The organism is Pantoea sp. ANP04 (assembly GCF_041982285.1).
Lineage (GTDB): Bacteria > Pseudomonadota > Gammaproteobacteria > Enterobacterales > Enterobacteriaceae > Pantoea > Pantoea eucalypti.
In genome coordinates this window covers 42,166-62,794 of record NZ_JAUTYS010000020.1, presented here as the reverse complement: position 1 = coordinate 62,794, position 20,629 = coordinate 42,166, and the positions used below count along the sequence as shown (strand labels likewise).

Here is a 20,629-nt window from a genome sequence, read left to right as displayed (position 1 = left end):
TTTTCATAGAGAGCGTCGTGGACAGTCATTCATCGCTGCCTGCACATAGCCCGCAAAAGCAAAAACCCCGCCGGAGCAGGGTTTCTGGTAAAAAGTCGAAGCTGACCGTTAAGCCGGGTTCTGTCGTGGACAGTCATTCATCTAGGCCAGCAATCGCTCACTGGCTCAAGCAGCCTACCCGGGTTCAGTACGGGCCGTACCTTGTGAACCCCTATTTGGCCTTGCTCCGGGTGGAGTTTACCGTGCCACGAACTGTTGCCAGTCGCGCGGTGCGCTCTTACCGCACCCTTTCACCCTTACCTGATCCCATTTCTGGGCCATCGGCGGTTTGCTCTCTGTTGCACTGGTCGTAGGCTTGCGCCTCCCAGGCGTTACCTGGCACCCTGCCCTATGGAGCCCGGACTTTCCTCCCCTCTGCCCGTCTCCCCACAAGTGAGGACGACGACAAAGCGGCGACTGTCTGGTCAGCTTCGGCGCGGGATAATAGGACATCCGAAGGCATTTGTCACGCCTCTTGCTGCTCCAGCGCATACTTATAGAGGGCATTCTTCTTCACGCTATGGATCTCAGCGGTCAGCGCAGCCGCGCGCTTCAACGGCAGCTCTTTTTGCAGCAGCGCCAGCGTACGCAGTGCATCAGCGGGTAACGCATCGTCATCATCGACTTTGTGCCCTTCGACAATCAGCACCATCTCGCCTTTACGACGATTCTCATCTTCTTTGACCCAGGCCAGCAGCTCGCCGACCGGCGCACCATAAATCGACTCCCAGGTTTTGGTCAGCTCACGAGCCAGCACGACGTAGCGCTCAGGCCCCAGCTCACTCACCATATCCTGCAGGCTGTCGATTAAACGATGGGTTGATTCATAGAAAATCAGCGTGCGTGGCTCCTGCACCAGTGCTCGCAGGGCATCGCAACGGCCTTTGGTTTTTGCGGGCAGAAACCCTTCGTAACAGAAACGATCGGATGGCAGTCCTGCGGCGCTCAATGCGGCAATGGCGGCACAGGCGCCCGGTAGCGGCACTACACGAATGCCCGCTTCACGGCAGCGGCGCACCAGATGGTAGCCCGGATCGTTAATCAGCGGCGTGCCAGCATCGGAAACTAAGGCTATGCTTTGACCCTCTTGCAGCTTCGTCAGCAGCAGCTCAGCCTTATGCTGCTCGTTGTGGTCATGAAGTGAGAAGAGTCGCGCATTGATGGCGAAATGTTGTAGCAACAGCCCGGTATGACGTGTATCTTCCGCAGCGACCAGATCGACGCTCGAAAGCACCGTCAGCGCCCGCTGGGTGATATCACCCAAATTACCAATCGGGGTTGGAACGATGTAGAGCGTGCTGGCAGAAATCTCTGCCCGATCGAGTTGTTTCATTGTTTCATCCGAATTGCCGATTTAATATTGAGCATCTTGAAAAAAACATCACTGGATACAGTATGCTTCCTTCAAAAGTCGTTCGTCATAAAGCAGGACGCTTTCTGCCTGTCATTCTTGCCGGGCTGATTTTAGCCGCATGTAGCGGTCAGGCGCCGCAAACCTCAACCGTCAATATTCAGGGGCCAGCCACCGCCAGCTCCGCTTACTATCTGCAGCAAGCGCAGCAAAGCAGCGATGATAGCAAGACCGACTGGCAATTACTCGCAATCCGCGCCCTGTTGAAGGAAGGAAAGTATCCCGAGGCCACTCAGCAACTGAGCCAGTTGCCGCAGCAGCTCTCTGAGACGCAGCAACAGGAATCTCTGCTGCTGAAAGCGCAGTTGTTGATTGCCCAGCAGAAATCCAAAGACGCTGAACCGCTGTTAGCAGCGGTAAAGACCAGCGCACTGTCGCAGGATCAGCTGGCGCGTTACTACAGCCTGCAAATTGCCAGCGCGCAGGGCCGCCCTTCACTCTCACTGCTGCGCAACTATATTGCTCAGGAACCGCTGCTGAAAGACGCCGATCATCAGAGCAATATTGACGCTACCTGGCAGACCCTGACGCAGATGTCGCCACAGGAAGCCAGCAACCTGGTGATCAATGCCGACGAAAATGTGCTGCAGGGCTGGCTGGATCTGCTCGCGGTCTGGCGTGCTAATGCCCAGGATGCAGAAATGCTGAAGTCCGGCATCAAAGACTGGCAGACTCGCTATCCGCAGAACCCGGCGGCCAAAACGTTGCCGACGCAGCTGAGCCAGATGCAGAACTACACCAAAGCCTCTACCAGCATCATCGCGCTGCTGCTGCCGCTGAATGGCCAGGCACAGGTGTTCGCGAATGCCATCCAGAAAGGCTTTAACGACGCGAAGAACGGCGTATCCGCGCCGGTCGCACAGCCTGCGGCGGCAACTGCCCAGCCTGCCGCTGCGGATGCAACAGCCAGCGCGCAACCTGCCGCCGCTGCGGGATCGTCTGCCGATCCGATCAGCGCACCGCAGCAGTCTGCTACCACCACACCACAGCAACAGCAACAGCCTCAGTCACAGCCTCAATCTCAGCCTGCCGCCGCCGCACCGGCCAGCAACGCTCAGATCAAGGTCTATGACACCAGCAGCCAGCCGATTGAGCAGGTGATGCAGCAGGCACAGCAGGATGGCGCCACTATCGTGGTTGGCCCACTGCTGAAGAGCAACGTTGAGAAGGTCGCCAACAGCCAGACACCCTTAAACGTGCTGGCGCTCAACGAGCCGGAAAAGATCCAGAACCATCCGAATATCTGCTACTTTGCGCTTTCTCCTGAAGACGAAGCACGCGATGCCGCGCACCATATCTGGGACCAGGGCAAACGTCAGCCGCTGCTGCTGGTTCCGCGCAGCGGCCTTGGCGATCGCGTGACAAACGCTTTTGCACAGGAGTGGCAGACGCTGGGTGGCAGCACCGTCATGCAGCAGCGCTTTGGCTCGACCGCTGAGCTGAAACAGGGCATTAACAGCGGCGCGGGCATCAGCCTGTCAGGTACGCCGGTCAATGCGGCACCTGCTGAGCCGCAGGGCGTTTCCATTGCGGGCCTGACCATTCCGGCACCGCAACAGAGCACGCCTGATGTGGTCAGCACCAGCAGCGGCGGTGGCATCGATGCGGTCTACATCGTCTCAACCCAGGATGAACTGCAGCTGATCAAACCGATGATCACCATGCGCACCGGCAGTCGCAGCAATATCTCGCTCTACGCCAGTTCGCGCAGCGCGCAGGCCGGTGCCGGCCCGGACTTCCGGTTAGAAATGGATGGCCTGCAGTTCAGCGATATTCCGCTGCTCTCCGGCAGCAATCCTGGCCTGATGCAGCAGACATCGAAGTCATTCAATAATGACTACTCGCTGGTGCGCCTCTATGCCATGGGTATGGATGCCTGGACGCTGGCGAACCACTTTAACCAGATGCGCCAGTCACCTGGCTTCACGCTGGATGGCAATACCGGCAAGCTCAGCGCCGACACGGATTGTGTGATCAACAGGAAGTTGACATGGAACCAGTATCGCCGGGGCGAAATCGCACCGGCCAACTAAATCGCCGTCAGATTGGTGCCGGGCATGAAGAAGATGCCCGGCGCTATCTGGAGCAGGCTGGCCTGATATGGGTCGCCAGTAATGTTCACTTTCGCAATGGTGAACTTGACCTGATTATGCGTGACGGGCACTGTTGGGTGTTTGTTGAAGTCCGCTACCGACGCGATGCGCGTTATGGTGGCGCGCTCGCCAGCGTTACCCGGAATAAACAACAAAAGCTGCTGCGCGCTGCCGCTCTCTGGCTGGCGCAACGCGGCGGCAGTTTTGAAACAGTGAATTGCCGTTTCGACATCATCGCCATTACCGGCACGGCGCTCGAGTGGCTGCCGAATGCCTTTAATGCAGACGTTTAGAACCAGGTGGTCGTGTGCAGGAAAGAATTAAAGCGTGTTTTACCGAAAGTATTCAGACTCAGATTGCCGCAGCCGAGGCGTTGCCCGATGCCATCTCCCGCGCGGCCATGACGCTGGTGCAGTCGTTATTGAATGGCAATAAAATCCTGAGCTGTGGCAACGGTGCCTCATCCGCCAATGCCCAGCACTTCGCCGCCAGCATGATCAATCGTTTCGAGACCGAACGCCCCAGCTTACCGGCGCTGGCGTTAAGTGCCGACAACGTGATGCTGACCGCGATTGGGAATGATCGTCTGCACGATGAGATCTATGCCAAGCAGGTACGCGCGCTGGGACACGCAGGTGATGTGTTACTGGCCATCTCGACCCGTGGCAACACCCGTGACATCGTTAAGGCCGTAGAAGCAGCGGTGACACGCGATATGACTATCGTTGCGCTTACCGGGTATGATGGCGGAGAGCTCGCCGGACTGCTGGGTCCGCAGGATGTGGAAATCCGTATTCCTTCGCACCGCAGCGCCCGTATTCAGGAGATGCATATGCTGACCGTTAATTGCTTATGCGATCTGATCGATAACACTCTCTTTCCCCATCAGGAATGACTGAAGGAGCACGAATGAAAGCATTGAATGCTATAGCTATTCTGTTAACCGCCATGCTGCTGCAGGGCTGTGTCGCAGTTGTGGCAGGTGGCGCAGCCGTTGCTACCAAAACGGCCACGGATCCCCGCTCGGTAGGTACACAGGTTGATGACGGCACGCTGGAGCTACGCGTCACGAACGCGCTGGCAAAAGATCAGCAGATTAAAACCGATGCCCGCGTTGTCGCCACCGCCTATCAGGGCAAAGTGCTGCTGACCGGTCAGGCGCCTTCGCAGGAGATCGCCAATCGTGCCAAACAGATCACCATGGGCGTTGATGGCGCAACCGAGGTCTATAACGAGATCCGCATCGGCCAGAAAGTGACGCTGGGCACCACGTCGTCAGACACCTGGATTACCACCAAAATCCGCTCGCAGCTGTTGGGCAGCGATCAGGTGAAATCCTCCAACGTGAAGGTGACGACGGAGAATGGCGAAGTGTTCCTGCTGGGTCTGGTGACACAACAGGAAGCGCAGGCCGCGGCGGATGTCGCCAGCCGCGTCAGTGGCGTGAAACACGTCACCACCGCCTTTACCATGCTGAAGTAACACGCTAAAACGCAAAAAGGCGGCTATGGCCGCCTTTTTTATTGCCCGATTTTCAGACCGGAATGTCAATGACCAGCGCGCGGGTCGCGGTTTTCGCCTTCAGCTGCAACAGCTTCTCTTCCTGCAAAAACGCACCATCGCCACAGCCCAGCTTTTCCTGATGATCCGTGCCGGACATCGCCTCCAGCGAACCATGAATTGACTGCAGATAGGCGCGTGGCCCCTGTATCCGCAGCGAGTGCTGTTCGCCCGGCGCCAGCTCAACCTGATGAATCCACACCTGCTGACGCAACTGCAGACTGTCATCTATCCCATCCGGCGAGGCGATAAGTTGAGACAACCGGCCTTCCGTCAGGGCAATCTTTTGCATCCGCGGATTTTCGCGCTCAGGACAGGCGGCAAGCCATAGCTGCATACGTGTCAGTGGACGATCTTTGCTCAGGTTAATTTCGGTGTAACTTACCCCCTGCTGGGCAGAGAGCAGCAGCGCCTCTCCTTCCCGCACGCTGATGGTGTTGCCTTCGCTGTCGCGGTATTCAGCTTCACCCTGCAGCACGATGTTCAGCACATCGACCTGAGGATAGGTACGCGGCTGAAAAGCCGCACCCGGTGCCAGTACTTCCTGGTTCAGAACACGCAGCGATGCGTAGCCCATCAGTTTGGGATCAAAATAGTGGCCAAAAGAGAAACTGTAACGCCCCTGCAACCAGCCGAAATCGGCCTGACCACATGCGGACGCACTGCGTGTCGTTATCATTATTTACCTCCGGCATCCGGTGACGAGGATCGGCCACGGACTTTATGCACCCATGGTAAAAGTCTGGACGCCGGATTGTTAGCCAGTTAATCTGCCCGGCATGTTCAAATTTCCTGACAGAGAACCGGGATGGCCAAAGAGCGTGCGTTAACCCTTGAATCTTTACGCGTTATGGATGCGATTGATCGACGTGGCAGTTTTGCAGCAGCAGCAGATGAACTGGGGCGTGTCCCTTCAGCCCTCAGCTACACCATGCAAAAGCTGGAAGAGGAGCTGGATGTGGTGCTGTTTGACCGCTCCGGTCACCGCACTAAATTTACCAACGTGGGACGCATGCTGCTGGAGCGTGGCCGGGTACTGCTGGAAGCGGCCGATAAGCTCACCACCGATGCGGAAGCGCTGGCGCGTGGCTGGGAAACCCATCTGACCATCGTTACTGAAGCGCTGGTGCCCATTGATGCACTGTTTCCGCTGGTGACAAAGCTGGCTGACAAAGCCAATACACAATTTTCGCTGGTTACCGAAGTATTGGCAGGCGCGTGGGAGCGGCTGGAACAGGGCCGTGCCGATATCGTGATCGCCCCCGATATGCACTTCCGTGCCTCCACCGAGATCAATACCCGTAAGCTCTACACCATGATGAGTGTTTACGTCGCCAGTGCTGACCACCCGATTCATAACGAGCCTGAACCTCAGTCTGAAGTGACGCGGGTGAAATACCGGGGCATTGCAGTGGCAGATACCGCGCGTGAGCGCCCGGTGCTGACCGTGCAGTTACTGGATAAACAGCAGCGCCTGACCGTAAGCAGCATGGATGATAAGCGCCGTGCCCTGCTGGCGGGGCTGGGTGTCGCAACCATGCCCTATTCACTGGTGGAGCAGGATATCGCGGAAGGCCGTCTGCGCGTGGTGAGTCCGGAATACACTCGCGAGGTTGATATTATTATGGCGTGGCGGCGCGACAGCATGGGCGAAGCCAAATCCTGGTGCCTGCGCGAGATCCCCCGCCTGCTGGCGAAGAAAAACTAAAAGCCTATGGCCGACTCAGGCAATCCATCGCCACCGCCCTGAAGCAGGTGAAATCGGTGCAGTCCCGCAGTCGGGTCATCGCCCTTTCACGCAGGAACGTCACAAACAGATCGTATATCGCCATCGCCTCTTCATATTCACTTTTGCTGATCGCCAGCAGGAAGATGACATAGGCGGTATCGTCTCCCCAGGGAATACCGTGTGGGGCCAGCACGGTATAGACCACGGTTTTCTTTGCCAGGAGTCCCAGCGAGTGCGGCAGCGCAATGCCTTCGCCCAGCATGGTGCTGACAATCGCTTCACGCTCTTCGACCGACGGATAGAACGCCTCATCCACAAACCCCTCCTCCTGCAGCTGATCGCTCAGCTGGCGAAACAGCTCAGACCGGGTCGTCGGCTGGTCGACAATATGAAAGTGCTGGACATCAAAAAATTTCGCCAACATATAGGGCCGGGTACGATCGACCAGCACCAGCTTGCCAATCTGCTCCAGCTGAAAACCGGTGGGAAACGGTGACATCACCACCACGGGTTTCTCTTTTTCGCTGAGCCGGATGGTTGAGATGACAAAATCTTCGTCAATGCGACTGCGCGCCTCATACTCGCGCTGTGACAGGCGGGCCGTGACCTGCAACTGCGGATATTTTCGCAGCAACATCGCTTCAATCATGCGCAGCGTGGAGTTACCGCTGTCGCACACCAGCAGCACCTGTGGATGACGCTGATAGCCCACGTCATAGTGGCGCTCCAGTCCGACACCAATATGCAGCACCAGAAAGCCAATCTCATTCTCGGTAATGACGTAAGGCGTATATTTCCCCCAGCTGGTCACCGCCGCCAGGGTGACATCATAGGCCATCGGATAGTGCTGCTTGATGTTGCTGAGCAGCGGGTTAGGGATGTGAATCTGATAGCGCACCCGGGTAATCATGGTTTTGATGTGGGTAAGCAGATCGGCTCGCAGCTGTTGATCGTTTTGCAGATTGAAGTTGTAGTGCGTGTTGATAAAGCTGAGCAGGTAATCCACCAGCGCGTCGGCATCATCGGCATTGATGGCGCTGGGAGCGATCGCCTGAATGCGCCGCGCGGCAATGTTAACCCGCAGCCAGTTTTCTTCAGCGGGTGAAATTGGTTTGCTGACCAGTGGACGCATCAGATTAATCAGCTGATGTGCCGCTTCACGCACCTCATCGCCAATCTCCTCAGCACCGGGATCGTTAAGCGGATAACCTTCGCTGATGCGACGCACAGCAACGGCGCAATAGAGCCGCAGATAGCGCTCGCCCTCATCACTGAGGCGAATGTTGTGCTGCGCAAAACAGCTTTGCAGCAGCGGACGCAGCGTCTCCAGCATGCCGCTGTTCAGCGCTTCAATAGTCAGCAGCGGACTCTCTGGCATCGCCTGATCGATTTGCCATAACAGGTCGGTGAGACAGGTCCGAATCGCCACTTCGCTGCCAAATAGCTTCATGCCGTAGTGCGGTTTACTCTCAATGGTGAGGTGATAGCGCCCCAGCCACTCGCGCACCTCGGCCATATCGTTCTGCAGGGTCGCGCGGCTGACAAACCACTCTTCCGCCAGCTCTTCAAGTTTCAGTGAATAGGCAGCGGTAAGAAAACGGGTCAGGAGGTAGCGAACCCGGTCCTGCGAGGTACGCGGCACCCGCAGCGGTGAGGCAGTATGCTGCTGCAGATGCTGAAAGCGCTGAGCATCCTCGATCTTCAGCTGATAACCCGCGCCACGGCTCAGGATAAACTGCGCACCATGATCTGCCAGCAGCGCATTCAGCGCCGTAATATCGGTACGCACGGTGCGTGTCGAGACAGCAAAACGCCGCGCCAGCTCATCCTGAGGCAGCGTTTCGTTTTGCAGGGCATCGAACAGTTGCGCAAGGCGCTGATTGGGAAATCTCACAAGCGTTACCTGTTTGCTGGCAGAGAGTGAAAACTTCAGCCTACGGCGTTCGTCACGCAACGTCCATGCTGCACGATCTGCCTGTCAAAGGCAGATCGTGTCGATCACCGGGCCAGTACTGTTTTACAGATGGCCAGCAGCTGCTTCACATCGTCAATGCGGGTCTCTCCGCTGGCTTTGTCAATGATCGAACTGTAGACGTGCGGGATCACTTTGCTGACGCCCGCGTCCAGCGCAATGCGCACGATCTCGCCGACGTTTTCCAGATCGATGCCGCCGGTGGGCTCCAGCCAGAAATCCTGTTTTGCACAGGCTACCGCCACAGCGCGGTACTCATCCACCGCCTGCAGACCGCCCATCGGGAAATATTTCACCGAGCTACCGCCCATATCCTGCAGCATCGCAATCGCCGTTTCGATGGACACAATCCCATCCTGCCGTTTTGCGCTGCGCGGTCCGGTAGAAATTTTTACCTGACCTGGCGTGCCGGTTGGCGAGACCAGACCGTTCACAATAGTCTGTGACTGACCCAGCAGCGCACGACTGGTGGCGACACCGGTAAAGACCTGATTCACATGCTGCGGTTGCAGCACCGCCGAAATCTCACTGACCATCTGTGACTGATTTGGATCGCCCGCGCCCAGGCCCACCGAGAGTGCATTATCGATCAGCGCAGCATATTCATGCATATCAGCGATAGCGGCGTCATTGCTGGTGTAGTTTTTTGACAGCACGCCGACCAGCACGTGTCCTTCTGCTGCCTGCCAGATAGCGCGCGCATTCTCTTTTGATCCCGCAAGGACGTTAAGGCAGAGACGATCCTGATAAAAATTAGGTGTCAGCGTCATGCGTGTTTCTCCCCGTTTAACAGTGCCTGAATGCGGGTAAAAATAGTGTGCAGTTGATCGGCGCTGACGCTGCGCACATCCGCTTCAATGATTCCTTCGTTGGCTTTATAGCCGCGGAAATAGATCGCTACATCGCCCTTTTTCAGCGCCTGCACCAGATCGCCGGTGCGTTGCTGAATCGCGGCTTCATCGAACTTAATTTCAGCGCGGGCGATATCGCGTCCGGCACTGTCCCACACGACGCGGGCCGTCACGCCGTTCAGGCTGTTAAGCTGTTCAATAAACGGCGTCATTTTTTCCACCATCTGCGCGCCGCTGATTTTTGGCTGTGACAGATAATTTTCAATCGCCTGGGTCAGCCCCAGAATCCCCTCTTTGCCCACTTTCATTGCGCGGCCAATGCCGTTGGTCTGGCGTTTGACCCACTCAACGTAGTGGTGTCTGCCAATCACCAGCCCGCTGGTCGGCCCTTCAATCGCTTTTGCGCCGCTGTAGATCACCAGATCGGCGCCCGCCTGGTAGTAGCATTGCAAATCCTCTTCTGCTGCCGCATCGACGATAAGCGGGAGGCCATGCTCACGCGCAACCGTCGCGGCCTGCGCCACATCAAGATGGCTCTTCTGTACGCAGTGGTGCGATTTCACATAGAGGATCGCCGCCGTCTGTGGCGTGATCGCCGCCGCCAGCTGGGCAGGTGAGCATTCGTTGCTGTAACCCGCTTCCACCAGTTGCCCGCCACCCAGCGCCACCATGCTGCCGACCGGCGCGCCATAGTTCACGTTGTGCCCTTTCGGCACCACAATCTGGTGCGGAACGGTCAGCGGCGCGGCGTGCAGGTTATCCACCAGCCAGTCGTTGTCTTTTACAATCACCGCCGCCACGCACTGGGCGATTCCGGCCGAGGCGCATGAGACCACCAGCGCGTTCTCCACTTTCAGCAGACCGGCGATATACGCACCGGTCTTATCCACCAGATCTTTCATTTCGAAGTAGTGATCGAGGCCATACTTCACCGTATCGACCACGTCACTCGATGGGGTCGATACGCCGAGGATCGTCATACGGCCAGAGGCGTTAATCACCGGCTTCAGGCCATACTTTTCATAAACCGAGGTCATGCGCTATTCCTTCTTCAGTGGCGATCCACGTACCAGCGACCACCGCCGCCAGCGGAACCAGTTGCTTCTCACCGGCGACCTCTTCACCTTCGGAATCGATAAAGGGCCGGGTTTCCTCTTTGATGCTAAAAACAGTCAGATCGGCGTCGTAGCCGACTTTCAGCTGGCCTTTACGCAGCAGGCGCAATCCGGCGGCCGCGTTTATCGTCACGCAGTCGATGACCTGCGGCAACGTCATGCCGACGCTGAAAAATTTCGACATCACATGCGCCAGGCTGTGAACCGGCCCGGCCAGACGATTGCGGCAGTAAATGTCAGAGCTGATGGTGTCGGGCAGAATGCCCTGCGCAATCGCCACCCGGGCGACCTCAAAGCTGAAGCTGGCGCTGCCGTGGCCGACATCAAGTTTTACGCCGCGCGCAATGGCATGTTTAACCGCTGCTTTGAGTTCACCCTGCGGCGTCAGAATGCGGTTGGGTTTGCCATTAAAGCAGTGCGTGATGATGTCGCCCGTGGTGAGCAGATCGGCAATCTGGTCAAGATTGGGCGGATTATTGCCAATATGAACCATCAGTGGCAGACCGCCGCTCGCCTGTTGAATAGCCTTCGCTTTTATCAGTGGCTGGACGCCGTTCTGACCGACCACGCTGCTGCTGATGCGCGCCTTAAGGCCGACGATAAAATCCGGCAGTCGCGCTACAGCCTGCTTCACCGCCTCCCCGTCGATCTGCGTCATGTCGGCCAGCTCATTCTGAGTGACGATGCCGGTGCGGGCGATATTAATCAGCGCATACACCTGGGTCTGTGCTGCGCGCGTCAGCTGGTAGAAATCATCGATGTGCTCTGCGCCGGTGCTGCCTGCATCGACCACCGTGGTGACACCGTGCGCTACGCCAATCGCGTCCGCTTCATCATGATAAAGGGGAGATTTGGGATAGCAGTGAACGTGGGAGTCGATCCAGCCCGCACTGAGGTAGAAGCGAGCCGCCAGATCGCGCTCGCGCCGTGCCGTGCCCTGCACGTTGCCCACGGCGGCGATGCGGCCATCCTGCAGCGCAATGTCGACCACCTGCTCATCGCTAAGGCGCGCATTGCGGATAATCAAGTCGTACATGGTTTCTCCTTAACGGCAGCCCGCTGCCGGGCTGCCGGTGAGATCAGAGAGCAATCGGGAACAGCGCACCCAGGATCATCGCGCCGAGAATCGCACCGCCGGTGATCGGCTTGTTCCAGAGATAGAACAGCAGCGCACCCAGCAGCGAACCCAGACCAATCGGAATCGAGGCCGCCATGGCGGACAGGATAATCAGCGGACCCAGAAAGCGCCCTGAGGCATTACCGGCTCCCATCATCACGTCTGCGCCGTAGGTGGAGTCGCTCTGATTGATGGTGAATTTACGCGCCAGAATAATCAGGTAGCCAATCGCCACACCAATCACCAGGCCCGTCACCAGCGAGGCCGCAAAATTCGCTACCGGAAAGACGATGCCCGCGCCCAGCAGCAGTGCCGGCACGCCCAGGCCGACGCCGGTCTGAATCGCCCCGCCGATATCCAGAATGCCCACCAGTGAACCTTCAATAATGCGGGCAAACAGGAAACTGGCACCAAAAGCGGCGACTGCGCCGTAGACGCCGGTCTCCATGCCTGCGCGCAGCATCGACACAAATGCCACCTCGTTGAACGCGCCGATGCCGTAGAGGTAATACATGTGCGTCCCGGCAAAGACGCCCGAGGAGAGCAGGCCAACAAAGATCGGGAAAGACCAGTCGGCATACCAGAAGCCTTTATTTTCGTTCATCGCATCGCCTCTTATTTGCCGCTGACTGAGTTGTGGATCATGTCGAGCCAGCCGGGAATGCCGAGCTGGAAGGACTGCAACAGCTTCATATCGAAACCACGGAAGAAGCCGCTCAGCACAAACAGCAGCACGATAGCGGTCATCATCACTTTGGTAACCCGATTCCAGCCGCTCTCTTCCACCCCTTTGCCGATCAGGATACCCAGCACCAGCCCAGGCACGGCATTGCCCATGATTAGCTGTGCCAGACCGCCAAAAATGGTGGCCCAGAAGCCTGACTTTTTACCTGCGTCGATTGCTGCCAGCCAGAAGATTACCGGCATCACCGTGTTCACCAGCAGGTTAGCGGCGGGCACCAGCACTTTGACTGCGGTAACCTGCAGCGCTGCGGGAACAGCTGACGCGGTAGAGTTGAGAAAGGCAACGACGATCATGCCGATAATGCCGCAGGCGATGGCCATTTTTTTCGGGTCGTGCAGCGTCTCTGCCACATTACGATTCTTCACCATCAGCGCGGCCGCGCCCCAGTTTGGGATGATGCGGTGATCGACATCCTGCGTGAATGAACCGGCTGCAACCGACGATGCCCAGGCATTGAAAAAGAAGCCAAGACCAAAGGAGAAATGAGAGGCCGGATCGCCTTCGCACGAGTTCAGCTCGCCCAGCGTACGAAAGGCGCCCATGCCCTGGGTGGTGGGCGCGTGGAACATGCGTGCAGCACCCGCCCCCACACCCACACCGACCAGTCCGCCAATGATCAACGACTTAAACAAAATGATTAAAAACATGTTGTTGTACCTTGTTGTCGTTTTTACCCATCCTGCCTCAGCGCCCGCGTCGCTCCGGTCTTAGCGTCGCGCTATCGCGACAGCTGAGATTCGGTTCAGTAGCGGGCTGATGTAAACAGGGTCTGTTTTACGATGCCGCCGTAAACGTCACCCGTTCGGTGTCGAAAACGGTGACGCTGACAGTGATCTCCAGGGTGACGCTGAAGCTTCGCCGCTGACGTGCCAGAAAGAAGAAGAGAAACTTCTCGGTTTTGACGCTCTCCTGCGCGCACAGCACCCGGACATCCTGCGGTTCGATGCGCAGCAGAATTTTTTGCGTCGCGCGCAGAACCTGGTTTTGCACCCGACTCAGCGCGTCTGCAAAGGCTTTCGCTTTGGTATCGCCTTTGCCTTCGACCGTCACCTGAGTAACGTATTGTTCTTTCATAATCAGCTGCCGTGCTTCTTGTTCCAGGCCTGCACCAGCCGCTCGCCTAACTCTTCTTTATCCATGAAACCAAAACCCAGTACCGTGGCACCTTCATTAATGGCGGTGACGCCCTCATCGATAGAGCGCATACCATGCTTTGCTTTGTAGCCATATTTGTTCTGGGCGGTAATGGCGCCAGCGCCGCCGCTGCCGCAGAAGGAGATACCGAAATCGGCATTTTCTGCCTTCATCACGTCACCCAGTTTCATATCAGCCGCCACACCGGGTACCACAACAGCACGGCCACCCGCTTTTTCGATGCCAATAGCCACTTTCTGGCCTTTACCTAAACGATCGCCAATCACTACTGTTACCATGTTGTCTTCCTCTCTAGTTGTTGGATCGCGCGACTTCAATATGCACTGACAGCAGCCAGGCCTCTTCCCGGGGCAGATTGCCAAACAGATCGACCACCTGCTGCGCCAGTGCCACGGTTTCCGGTGGAATATCTTCAAACAGCTCCGCTTCCACGTCCGGCAGCGGCTCTCCGCTCAGCGAGCGTGACGCCATGGCGCCGACATGGGATTGCAGCATCTGCTGCTGGACCGCGTTGGACTGAATGCCATGCTGCTGATAGAGCGCCGCAATCTGCGTCATTACGCTGTCAGCCAGTTGCTGCACTTTCTCCGGTGACGCTTCATACACCGGGACGCCCTTATTGCTCACCTTGCTACTCCTGTTAAACCGGATAATTCGCGTTAAAAATAAATTAACGGTCATCACCCCGACTGTGGAGAGGCAACATTTCCAGCAGTAAGTGGAAATTGACGTGAAGGTTGTGCGTCAGATCGCAGCCTGCACGCTTTGTGCGACAGGCGTCGCATAATGCGCAAAATGCGGGTTTTAACAGGTAAAGACGACGATGTTGTGCGGCAACAGGCGCGTTGCAAGAGGCTTTACGGCGCGGTAATAAGCAGAAGTGATGGTAAAAATCGCCGGTCAGGGTGACCGGCGATCTGATTAACGGAATTTCTTATGGTTGGTATTGCGGATGTCATCAAATTTAGCAGCTTCGCGCTTAGCGCCATCCACGTTGTTGGCTTTCGCCAGTGCACTGACCACGTCGATCTGCGCAATCAGCGAATCGAGGCCCGCCTGATAATCTTTGACCTGCGCGCTGTCAGCAGGCTGACCTTCCAGCTTATCCGGCGTTGATTTTTTGGCATCCTGCGCCGCGGCACGCATTTTGGTTAACGCCTGCTGCATCTCCTGAGCATTGTCACTTTTCTTGACGATTTTCAGGTTCGCATTCAGCGTGTCCATATCCTTTTCCAGATCCGCCGCATAGAGGCTGACGCTGGAGAACAACAGAGAAGCCGACAACATTGCAATCACATGCTTACGCATCATTATTTCCTTTTTATTGTGATGAAAAAAAAGCAGCCTGCAGGCTGCTTCAGAAATCCATCTTATTGTCCCGCTATTTTCATCTCAGGCAGTAACACGGAACCGCACTGGATATTACTGCGGGTTTCAATATCGTCACCAATGGTCACCATGTTGCGCCACATCTCTTTGAGATTTCCGGCGATAGTGACTTCGCTGACCGGGTACTGAATAATGCCATTCTCGACCCAGAAACCGGCTGCACCGCGTGAGTAGTCCCCAGTAATGGCGCTGACGCCCTGGCCCATCAGTTCAGTCACCACTAATCCGGTGCCCATCTGCTTCAGCAGTTCGTCAAAGCTGTGGCCCTGGCCCGCAATGCGCCAGTTATGGATGCCACCAGCATGACCGGTGCTGGTCAGGCCCAGTTTACGGGCTGAATAGCTGGTCAACAGCCAGGTCTGCAGCACACCATCTTTGATGATGTCGCGCGCCTGAGTCCGCACCCCTTCGCTGTCGAATGGCGTGGAGGCGAGCCCTTTCAGCAGATGCGGCTGCTCATTAATAGTGAGCCACTCCGGCAGGATCTGCTGCCCCATGGAATCCAGCAGGAAGGTCGATTTACGGTACACGCTGCCACCGCTGATCGCGCCCACCAGATGACCAAACAAGCCGGTCGCCACTTCAGAAGCAAAAATCACCGGGGCTTTCATGGTCGGCAGTTTACGCGGAGCCAGACGGGAGAGCGTACGGCGTGCGCACTCTGCACCTACCCACTCCGGGCTTTTCAGATCCTCAAACGCACGGCCAATGGTATAAGCGTAATCACGCTCCATATTGCCATCCTGCTCGGCAATGACGCTGCTGGAGAGCGAGTGGCGGCTTGAGCAATAGCTCTGCAACATACCGTGGCTGTTGCCAAAGACTTTGATGCCGACGTGGCTATTGAAACTGCCCCCTTCGGTGTTCGTAATACGCTTGTCTGCACGCAGCGACGCCTGCTCCGCCTGTGCCGCCAGTTCAATGGCGCGGTCGGCGTCAATCTCCCACGGATGGTAGAGATCCAGGTCCGGCGCATCATACGCGAGTAACTCCGCGTCAGCCGGGCCGGCAAACGGATCGGGCGACGTGTAGCGCGCAATATCAATCGCCGCCTGCACGGTGCGTTTGATGGCGTCCGGACTGAGGTCGGTCGATGAGGCGCTGCCTTTACGATTCTGATGATAGACGGTGATGCCCAGCGCACCATCGCTGTTGAATTCGACGTTTTCCACTTCGCCATAGCGGGTGCTGACCCCGATGCCGGTAGTTTTACTTACTGCCACTTCCGCGCTGTCAGTGCTTGCTTTAGCCAGTTCAAGTGCCTGCGCAATGGCCTGCTCCAGGACTTTTCGCTGTTCTGCAACCTGAGTAGATACGTTCATCGACCTGCCCATAATCTTATGTGTGAATGATTTGAGTCTATCAGAGTCAGAGAACAATTTCGCAGTCACCCGATAAACTGGTACGATTAGCCTCTTTTTTTTGGGAGCCCGGAAATGACCAAACAGCCCGATGAGTGGCTCGACGATGTGCCAGATAATGACGAAGAAGAAGATGAAGAGATTATCTGGGTCAGTAAGAGTGAAATTAAACGCGATGCAGAAGAGTTAAAGCGCCTGGGTGCCGAACTGGTTGATCTGGGTAAAAACTCGCTGGATAAAATCCCGCTGGATGAGCGCCTGCGTAACGAAGTTGAACTGGCGCAGCGCATTAAGAAAGAGGGTCGCCGCCGTCAGCTGCAGCTGATCGGTAAACTGCTGCGCAGTATAGATGTGGAGCCGATTCGTGTTGCGCTGGACAAGCTCAATAATCGCCACAATCAGCAGGTTGCACTGTTCCATAAACTGGAAATGTTGCGCGATCGTCTGATTGAGCAGGGCGATGAGGCGATGGGCGATGTGATCGCGCTCTATCCCGAAGCCGATCGTCAGCAGTTACGCAGCATGATTCGTAACGCGCAGAAAGAGAAAGCGGGCAATAAGCCGCCGAAGTCTGCACGTCAGATTTTCCAGTATCTGCGCGAGCTGGCCGAAGCGAAGTAATGCCATGGCAGACGTGCTCAGACGGCGCACGGCCAGGGCAGGAAGTCTGAGCGGATTTGTAACGGCAAGAGATGAAAGGATTTACCAGGATTTTCCTGCAAAATAAGCGCCCTGTCGGGCGCCTGTCATATCAGGCCAGCCTGTCCAGCAGCTTCTGATGAATACCGCCGAACCCGCCGTTGCTCATGACCAGAATCGTGTCGCCTGGCTGAGCGGCTTTGACCACCATTTCGACCAGGGTATCGATATCCGCACTCCAGTGCGCAGGCGGTATACACGCTTCTGCCACGTCTGAAACCTGCCACGGAATATGGTGAGGCTGGAACAGGAAGACCTCATCAGCCCGCGCCAGAGACGGGGCCAGATCGTTTTTGCTGACGCCCATCTTCATCGTGTTGGAGCGTGGCTCCAGTACCGCCAGGATACGTGCTCTGCCGCCCACTTTACTGCGCAGCGCAGCCAGTGTTGCCAGAATCGCGGTCGGATGATGCGCGAAGTCATCATAGACTTTGATGCTGTTCACTTCACCGCGCAGCTCCAGCCGGCGACGTGCATTGATAAAGGTGTTCAGCGCCTGGCCTGCATCTTCCGGCTTCACACCGACATGCCGCGCGGCCGCAATCGCCATCAGGCCATTGTGCATGTTGTGTTCGCCAACCAGGCCCCAGTTCACTTCCCCGACTTTTTCGCCGTCGAGCCAGATTTCCCAGTGAGAGGCATCGTTGGTCAGCTTCTTCGCCTGCCAGCGCCCGTGCTCGCCAACGCTCTCCTGCTCACTCCAGCAGCCCATCGCCATTACCTGTTTGAGGTTAGGATCATGTTCCGGCAACAGGATCTTGCCCTGACCCGGCACGATCCGCACCAGATGGTGGAACTGCTTCTGGATCGCCCGCAGATCATCAAAGATGTCAGCATGATCAAACTCAAGGTTGTTGAGGATCAGGGTACGCGGACAGTAATGGACGAACTTGGAACGCTTGTCGAAAAACGCGCAGTCATACTCATCCGCTTCAATGACGAAGAATGGACTTTTTCCTAATTTTGCTGAGACATCGAAGTTTCCTGGTACACCACCAATAATGAAGCCGGGTTCAAGGCCGCATGCCTCGAGAATCCACGCTGCCATGCCTGCTGTGGTGGTTTTACCGTGGGTTCCGGCCACTGCCAGTACCCAGCGATCGCGCAGCACAAAATCGTGCAGCCACTGTGGGCCAGAGAGGTAGGGAATGTTGCGTTCCAGTACGGCTTCCACGCAAGGATTACCCCGCGTCATCGCATTGCCGATGATGACTAAGTCAGGCATCGGATCCAGCTGGCTGGCGTCATAACCTTCCGTTAATTCAATGCCTTGCTGTTCGAGCAGGTTACTCATTGGCGGATAAACGTTGGCGTCTGAACCGGTCACCTGATGACCAAGTGAACGTGCCAGCATCGCCAGACCGCCCATAAAAGTGCCACAAATCCCGAGGATGTGAATGCGCATAACATGATCCATTACTCAAAAGTTCGGCGCACAGTGTAACGCCGCTCGCAGACGGAAGAAACGGATTAGGACTATGGTTTTTGAAGTTCATTCGGCTAAACTGCGTACGCATCCGTTGGCAGACTGTTACGCGTGCTGCCACTCCATCGAAGATTCAGGGAATGTGTTATGAAAACGTTGGGCGAATTTATCGTCGAGAAGCAGCACGACTTTCCGCACGCCACAGGTGAACTGACGGCGCTGATTTCAGCTATCAAGCTGGGTGCCAAAATTATCCACCGCGACATCAACAAAGCCGGTTTAGTGGATATTCTCGGTGCCAGCGGCGTGGAGAATATTCAGGGTGAACAGCAGATGAAGCTTGATCTGTTTGCCAACGAAAAACTGAAGGCAGCACTGAAAGCACGTGGCATCGTCGCCGGTATCGCTTCTGAGGAAGAAGACGAGTTCGTTATCTTTGAAGGTGAGGAAAACGGTAAGTACGTGGTGTTAATGGATCCACTGGATGGTTCTTCTAACATCGACGTTAACGTTTCCGTCGGCACCATTTTCTCTATTTATCATCGCGTTAGCGAGCCCGGCACGCCAGTGGTTGAAGCGGACTTCATGCAGCCAGGCAACAAGCAGGTTGCTGCCGGTTACGTGGTCTACGGCTCATCCACCATGATGGTTTATACCACCGGCGCAGGTGTGCATGCGTTTACTTATGATCCGTCACTGGGTGTATTCTGCCTCAGTCACGAACGTATGACCTATCCGCCAACCGGATACACCTATTCGATCAACGAAGGTAACTACATTCGTTTCCCGCAGGGTGTGAAGAAATATCTGAAGTTCTGTCAGGAAGAGGATCTGCCAACGCATCGTCCTTATACCTCACGTTACATCGGCTCGCTGGTTGCGGATTTCCACCGTAATCTGCTGAAAGGCGGTATCTACCTCTATCCAAGTACCGCCAGCCATCCTCAGGGCAAGCTGCGTTTGCTGTATGAGTGCAACCCGATGGCGTTCCTGGCCGAGCAGGCGGGCGGTAAAGCGACCGACGGTCAGAGACGTATTCTGGATATTCCACCGGTCACGCTGCATCAGCGTTGCCCGTTTTACTGCGGTAATGAGGCGATGGTGAACGACGTTGAGCGTTTCCTGGCTGAGTTCCCGGATTGCCGTCAGGGTTAATCAAACTCTGACCTGATAATCTTCATAAAAGCCTGCTCAATGCAGGCTTTTTTATTATTCCGCTAATTTCGCGTGTCAATCGCATCGCGATGCTGGTAATAATGGGCTATCTCTTTTTCAGCACGTTTGCGCATACCTGAATTAGCGGGAAAATGAACTAATCCTGCAAAATATGAAAGCAGCCCCAGGAAACTGATGAGTAAGCCAAAAAAGGATCCAGCAGAAATTATGAATATTCCCAGTGCCAGTGCTGCCAGACCTGTAACTAAGAGCATAGAAGCAGTGAAAATTCGGGATATTATCTTTGATTTGTTAAAATATAACTTACCATCTTTGTCGACGCTCAAAACATATTGATGGACAGCAAAATATTTAAAATCTGTTATTTCACTCGAACAGTTAATTACGCCGATAACTTCCCGCTGAATAATCCTGTTTTTTATACCGTAAACCCTCTGGTTTAGCAGCGTCGCATAACGTTTTTTTAGATGCTCCGCTTCTTCCTCTTCAATAAATTCGTTATTAATTTCATTTTTCAGAAGTTTAATTTTATTGCTAAGTGTATGCTGAAAAACATGTTCAATCTTAATGTTTTTAGCAATCCGGCGAATCACATAAAATATAGTAAGTAATATCACAGCCATCACGACATCCAGAGGCGAACGTTCCAGCAGGGAAGTTAGCCTTTCAATGCTTTCAACGAATAAGGTATCCATATTCTCACTCCTGAAAATTTATAATAATCATTAAAGATCCATGGTAACTAAAAAGCATATGAGATAAACATATTTAGACTTGAAAAAAATTTAATA

22 protein-coding genes and 1 other RNA gene are annotated in these 20,629 nt (G+C 55.6%); 7 read left to right on the top strand and 16 right to left on the bottom strand.

The window, feature by feature from the left end; genetic code table 11:
* Positions 1-93: 93 nt before the first annotated feature.
* Together rnpB and rsmI are read right to left on the bottom strand one after the other, a co-directional pair.
* Positions 94-472, bottom strand: an RNA gene (gene rnpB, locus Q7C21_RS21230) — RNase P RNA component class A.
* Positions 473-505: 33 nt separating this feature from the next.
* A complete protein-coding gene (gene rsmI, locus Q7C21_RS21225) occupies positions 506-1,372 on the bottom strand; it encodes a 16S rRNA (cytidine(1402)-2'-O)-methyltransferase (protein ID WP_039659404.1) in 867 nt (288 codons plus the stop codon).
* A gap of 62 nt (positions 1,373-1,434) precedes the next feature.
* Here rsmI and Q7C21_RS21220 point away from each other — a divergent pair, with 62 nt between their 5' ends.
* From Q7C21_RS21220 to dolP, 4 genes are read left to right on the top strand one after another with little or no spacing between them, the layout of a single operon-like run.
* A complete protein-coding gene (locus tag Q7C21_RS21220; RefSeq protein ID WP_140034120.1) occupies positions 1,435-3,483 on the top strand; it encodes a penicillin-binding protein activator in 2,049 nt (682 codons plus the stop codon).
* Positions 3,441-3,836, top strand: a complete 396-nt coding sequence (locus Q7C21_RS21215; protein WP_003855539.1) for a YraN family protein — start codon at positions 3,441-3,443, stop codon at positions 3,834-3,836. Before Q7C21_RS21220 ends, Q7C21_RS21215 begins: the two co-directional genes overlap by 43 nt.
* A 14-nt stretch (positions 3,837-3,850) precedes the next feature.
* Positions 3,851-4,438 (top strand): DnaA initiator-associating protein DiaA, encoded by a 588-nt coding sequence (gene diaA, locus Q7C21_RS21210; RefSeq protein WP_003855538.1) that lies wholly within the window; start codon positions 3,851-3,853, stop codon positions 4,436-4,438.
* A 14-nt stretch (positions 4,439-4,452) separates the two neighbouring features.
* Complete coding sequence (gene dolP / locus Q7C21_RS21205) at positions 4,453-5,025, top strand: division/outer membrane stress-associated lipid-binding lipoprotein (RefSeq protein WP_008925774.1); 573 nt, start codon at positions 4,453-4,455, stop codon at positions 5,023-5,025.
* A gap of 52 nt (positions 5,026-5,077) precedes the next feature.
* Here dolP and Q7C21_RS21200 read toward each other — a convergent pair whose 3' ends face one another.
* The gene (locus tag Q7C21_RS21200) at positions 5,078-5,782 is read right to left on the bottom strand and encodes a pirin family protein (protein ID WP_182630128.1); all 705 of its coding nucleotides are present in this window, start codon (positions 5,780-5,782) and stop codon (positions 5,078-5,080) included.
* Positions 5,783-5,911: 129 nt separating this feature from the next.
* Here Q7C21_RS21200 and Q7C21_RS21195 point away from each other — a divergent pair, with 129 nt between their 5' ends.
* A complete protein-coding gene (locus Q7C21_RS21195; protein ID WP_003855535.1) occupies positions 5,912-6,811 on the top strand; it encodes a LysR family transcriptional regulator in 900 nt (299 codons plus the stop codon).
* Positions 6,812-6,815: 4 nt separating this feature from the next.
* Here the strand turns inward: Q7C21_RS21195 and Q7C21_RS21190 are convergent, their stop codons facing one another.
* The 11 genes from Q7C21_RS21190 to pmbA all read right to left on the bottom strand — a co-directional run bounded on the left by Q7C21_RS21190 (position 6,816) and on the right by pmbA (position 16,498).
* Positions 6,816-8,726: a BglG family transcription antiterminator gene (locus Q7C21_RS21190; RefSeq protein WP_375151081.1), complete on the bottom strand. Its 1,911-nt coding sequence runs from the start codon at positions 8,724-8,726 to the stop codon at positions 6,816-6,818.
* Between the two features lie 104 nt (positions 8,727-8,830).
* Positions 8,831-9,574: a KDGP aldolase family protein gene (locus Q7C21_RS21185; RefSeq protein WP_105100036.1), complete on the bottom strand. Its 744-nt coding sequence runs from the start codon at positions 9,572-9,574 to the stop codon at positions 8,831-8,833.
* The gene (locus tag Q7C21_RS21180) at positions 9,571-10,692 is read right to left on the bottom strand and encodes a DgaE family pyridoxal phosphate-dependent ammonia lyase (protein WP_140034123.1); all 1,122 of its coding nucleotides are present in this window, start codon (positions 10,690-10,692) and stop codon (positions 9,571-9,573) included. The genes Q7C21_RS21185 and Q7C21_RS21180 overlap by 4 nt, the downstream gene beginning before the upstream one ends.
* Entirely contained in the window at positions 10,676-11,806 is a 1,131-nt protein-coding gene (locus Q7C21_RS21175; RefSeq protein ID WP_110410969.1) for an amidohydrolase/deacetylase family metallohydrolase, read from the bottom strand. Before Q7C21_RS21175 ends, Q7C21_RS21180 begins: the two co-directional genes overlap by 17 nt.
* Before the next feature lie 43 nt (positions 11,807-11,849).
* The gene (locus Q7C21_RS21170; protein WP_008925779.1) at positions 11,850-12,491 is read right to left on the bottom strand and encodes a DUF4310 family protein; all 642 of its coding nucleotides are present in this window, start codon (positions 12,489-12,491) and stop codon (positions 11,850-11,852) included.
* Positions 12,492-12,502: 11 nt separating this feature from the next.
* Positions 12,503-13,279, bottom strand: coding sequence for a DUF4311 domain-containing protein (locus tag Q7C21_RS21165; RefSeq protein ID WP_008925780.1), 777 nt, complete (start codon positions 13,277-13,279; stop codon positions 12,503-12,505).
* A 127-nt stretch (positions 13,280-13,406) separates the two neighbouring features.
* Positions 13,407-13,706: a DUF4312 family protein gene (locus Q7C21_RS21160; protein WP_003855530.1), complete on the bottom strand. Its 300-nt coding sequence runs from the start codon at positions 13,704-13,706 to the stop codon at positions 13,407-13,409.
* Between the two features lie 2 nt (positions 13,707-13,708).
* The gene (locus Q7C21_RS21155) at positions 13,709-14,065 is read right to left on the bottom strand and encodes an SFCGS family glycine-rich protein (RefSeq protein ID WP_003855529.1); all 357 of its coding nucleotides are present in this window, start codon (positions 14,063-14,065) and stop codon (positions 13,709-13,711) included.
* Between the two features lie 13 nt (positions 14,066-14,078).
* A complete protein-coding gene (locus Q7C21_RS21150; protein ID WP_375151080.1) occupies positions 14,079-14,414 on the bottom strand; it encodes a glycine dehydrogenase in 336 nt (111 codons plus the stop codon).
* Between the two features lie 294 nt (positions 14,415-14,708).
* Complete coding sequence (gene cybC, locus Q7C21_RS21145) at positions 14,709-15,095, bottom strand: cytochrome b562 (protein ID WP_003855527.1); 387 nt, start codon at positions 15,093-15,095, stop codon at positions 14,709-14,711.
* 62 nt (positions 15,096-15,157) lie between these two features.
* Positions 15,158-16,498: a metalloprotease PmbA gene (pmbA, locus tag Q7C21_RS21140; protein ID WP_375151079.1), complete on the bottom strand. Its 1,341-nt coding sequence runs from the start codon at positions 16,496-16,498 to the stop codon at positions 15,158-15,160.
* 114 nt (positions 16,499-16,612) lie between these two features.
* On the opposite strand from pmbA, the gene yjgA reads away from it, so the two are divergent.
* Positions 16,613-17,158 (top strand): ribosome biogenesis factor YjgA, encoded by a 546-nt coding sequence (gene yjgA / locus Q7C21_RS21135; protein ID WP_003855525.1) that lies wholly within the window; start codon positions 16,613-16,615, stop codon positions 17,156-17,158.
* 130 nt (positions 17,159-17,288) lie between these two features.
* On the opposite strand, the gene mpl is transcribed toward yjgA, so the two are convergent.
* Positions 17,289-18,641 (bottom strand): UDP-N-acetylmuramate:L-alanyl-gamma-D-glutamyl-meso-diaminopimelate ligase, encoded by a 1,353-nt coding sequence (gene mpl / locus Q7C21_RS21130; protein WP_375151078.1) that lies wholly within the window; start codon positions 18,639-18,641, stop codon positions 17,289-17,291.
* Between the two features lie 168 nt (positions 18,642-18,809).
* Here mpl and fbp point away from each other — a divergent pair, with 168 nt between their 5' ends.
* Complete coding sequence (fbp, locus tag Q7C21_RS21125; RefSeq protein WP_003855523.1) at positions 18,810-19,817, top strand: class 1 fructose-bisphosphatase; 1,008 nt, start codon at positions 18,810-18,812, stop codon at positions 19,815-19,817.
* 62 nt (positions 19,818-19,879) lie between these two features.
* On the opposite strand, the gene Q7C21_RS21120 is transcribed toward fbp, so the two are convergent.
* Positions 19,880-20,533, bottom strand: a complete 654-nt coding sequence (locus Q7C21_RS21120) for a hypothetical protein (RefSeq protein WP_187513273.1) — start codon at positions 20,531-20,533, stop codon at positions 19,880-19,882.
* Positions 20,534-20,629: the final 96 nt, after the last annotated feature.